The sequence below is a fragment of the Streptomyces sp. NPDC050164 genome (assembly GCF_044459945.1).
GTDB lineage: Bacteria > Actinomycetota > Actinomycetes > Streptomycetales > Streptomycetaceae > Streptomyces > Streptomyces coeruleorubidus_A.
In genome coordinates this window covers 1-2,807 of the sequence record NZ_JBITJK010000094.1, presented here as the reverse complement: position 1 = coordinate 2,807, position 2,807 = coordinate 1, and the positions used below count along the sequence as shown (strand labels likewise).

General features: G+C 69.5%; 2 protein-coding genes. Both read right to left on the bottom strand.

Annotation, left to right across the window (positions count from 1 at the left end; translation table 11 throughout):
- Positions 1–1,375 precede the first annotated feature (1,375 nt).
- Complete coding sequence (locus ACIBNA_RS45000) at positions 1,376–2,176, bottom strand: FAD:protein FMN transferase (protein WP_399171289.1); 801 nt, start codon at positions 2,174–2,176, stop codon at positions 1,376–1,378.
- Between the two features lie 82 nt (positions 2,177–2,258).
- Complete coding sequence (locus ACIBNA_RS44995) at positions 2,259–2,747, bottom strand: FMN-binding protein (RefSeq protein ID WP_399171287.1); 489 nt, start codon at positions 2,745–2,747, stop codon at positions 2,259–2,261.
- Positions 2,748–2,807 lie beyond the last annotated feature (60 nt).

The following is a 2,807-nucleotide window of genomic DNA, read 5'->3' as shown; positions in this document are numbered from 1 at the left end:
GAACATCACGTGACCAACGAGATCGACACCGGCCGGATCGCGGGCGACCTCACCAAATGGCTGGCCGCCCGCACGTTCCAAAACACGGCCTAGCCCCAAGGCCGTTCAGTTCGTGGGTGGGTGGGATTGTGCAAAACCGTAGGCTGCGGTTTCGCCGGACGTGAGGAGCGAAGCCCCGGTAGAACCGGCGGTCGACCAAGACAAGCCCGTCTAGTCCCAATACTGGTGACTTTGGGTTCTTGGGTCGTTGGGTGTGGTGTGCCGAGGCCCGGACAGGTGAAGTCTCGTCGGATGCCCGGCCTCTGCGGCCGCGCTCCAGCCTCTCCGACATCCCCCCTTGGGGCGACGTCACGCGCCACGAACAGCGCAGCCACAGCGAAGAGATAACGGTCGACGGCGAGGCGGGGCCGATGATCGTGAAGCTGAGTGTAGGCGGGACAAGCTCGCCCAGGACCAGCTGGACTCGCTGCGGGAGCTGGGTGGACTGGGCGTGACACTTGCGCCGGCGGGTCGTTGAACCACACCCCGAGTCCCGGCCGACGCACCGCAATACGGCGTTGCAACGCCCGTCCCAGAAGCCTGATCCGGGGTTCCGCAGCAGGTCAAGGCGCAACGCGCCCGCGCACTGCGGTGTTGCAGTGCGGGCCGTGATGTTTCGGCTGCTGGCAGCTACCGGCGGCGAGGTGCGGTGGTCCGGACCTCCGTAAGGACGACGCCGGTCACCAGGTCGCGGTACACGAGGATGTACAGGCCCCAGTCGGCGGCACGGCGGTGAGCCGGCCCCCCAGCCCACGGGCCCCTGGTCGCCGACACCTCCGGCCACCGAGCGGGCCACCCGCGAGTCGGACGATCAGCAGTACCTCCACCCGGCGGGACTCTCCCGCCTGGCGGGGGTGCGAGCGGCAGTCGCAGTCGAAGGCCGAGCTGCCCGGGCGGCTGGTCAGGGAGATGGTGCTGCGGTGTGCGGTGACGACGGCGTCGACGATCTCGAGGCCCAGTCCGGTGCCACCCAACCTGCGTGAGTGGCCGGGGCCGACCTGGATGAAGCGGCGGAAGACCTCCGCCTGGATGGGGTTCGGGGTTGCCCGGGCGGTCGTCGACGGCGGCGAGTTCGACGTGGTCGGCGTGCGCGGTGGCTGTGTCACCGTCCGTGGATGTCGTCGCGACGCGAGTTCGTGTCCGCTGACATCGAACTCAGTCTGAGCCGTTCCTTGCCAACCAACCGTGTTGTCCCAGGTCATGAGGCTCGGCTCGCCGCGCTCGAAGCGGTCCTCCTTGCCAGTCAACCTAGTCTGCGCAGGTAACGGGCTTCGGGCTTGACTGGATTCGATGTCAAAGGACAGGTCGGGAGTCAACCTGCGGTGCTGCGGCGCGGTCAATGTCGGTGAGAACTGGGTGTCACCCCGGGTGTGGAGCACGCGGTCCGGGACCCCTCGGCCAAGCCATGCTGAGGCGGGGTCTTGTCCGTGAAGCCGGAGGTCCACCAGGCGCGGGCGTCCGAGGTGACGGCGAAGGCTTCGACACCGGGCAGGGACTCGAACCATCCGCGTGCGCTCGGGCCCATGGCGAAGGCAGCCGTTGCGTAGGCGTCGACGTTGGTGAGGTGGCGGCCGACCAGGGTGATCGAGAGCAGTCCGGAGGCCGCAGGGCGACCGGTGTGCGGGTCGAGGATGTGGGCGCCGCGCTCGGCCGTGCCGGAGGTCGCGACCGCGAGGTCCCGGCCGGTCACGAGGGTGCACAGGCCGCCGGGTCGCAGGGGGTTGGCGATGCCGACTTGCCATGGCACGCCCGGGGCGCACTCGCCGCGCAGTTGGATGTCGCCGCCGCCGTTGACACAGGTGTTGCGCGCCCCGGCCCACTCCAGAATCCCTGATGCGCGTTCGATGGCCCAGCCCTTCACCATGCCGGTGGGGTCGAGGCGCCCGCCGGGGGCGCGGCTGAACCAGCCGCCGCTGATGCGCTCGGCGCTCTCGCAGAGCTGCAGCACCTCGGCGACTTCGGCGTCGCAGTCGACGAGGTTCATCTCGCCGCGGTCCAGGCGGCTGATCTGGCTGTCGGGGCGGTAGGTGGAGAAGACCTCGTCGACCCGGTGCAGCCAGGCCACGGCCTGCTCGAGAGCCCGGCGGATGGCGGGCGTGGGCGTGTCGCGGATGTCGAAGGAGAAGACCGTCCCCATGGCGTGCTCGACGTGACGCAGCCCCCGGGGCGTGCCGAATCCCGTGGACGCCTTGCGCTCTTCGGTGTATCCCTCGGGTGTGTCAGGCATCGGCCTTGTCCAAGGCGCTCTGGAGGGACAGCATGTAGCCCTCGCTGGTGTAGGAGGCGCCGGAGACGGCCTGGATGTGCGCGCTCTGCGCGCCCAGCGCTTCTCGCGTCAGGGTGGGCACGGCGTAGTCGGCGATCTCCTGGCTGCGCGACGCGGCGCTCGGAGTCTGCACTGCTTTGACGTTGGTCAGTTTGCCGTGGGAGAGCGTGACGGCGACCTGGACCGGGCCGTAGGGGGTCTGCTCGACGGCACCGGTGTAGGTGCCGGTGGCTCCGCCCCCGGTGCTGGCGCCCTTCGACCCGCCGGAGCTGGACTGGCTCGGCCGACCGGAACTGGAGCCCGGCGTCGGCGAGGAGACCGCGGCACCGCCGCCGGAGCCGGCCAGGACCGGCAGGGCGGTGTGATGCGGTTTGAGGGACAGCAGCAGGACCAGGCCCGCAACGGTGGATGTGGTCAGGAGGGCGGCGCGGCGCACTGCCATGAAGCTGCTCCTTTTCAGGATGGTCGGAGAAGTCAGAACGCGAATGATTCGTGGTGGATG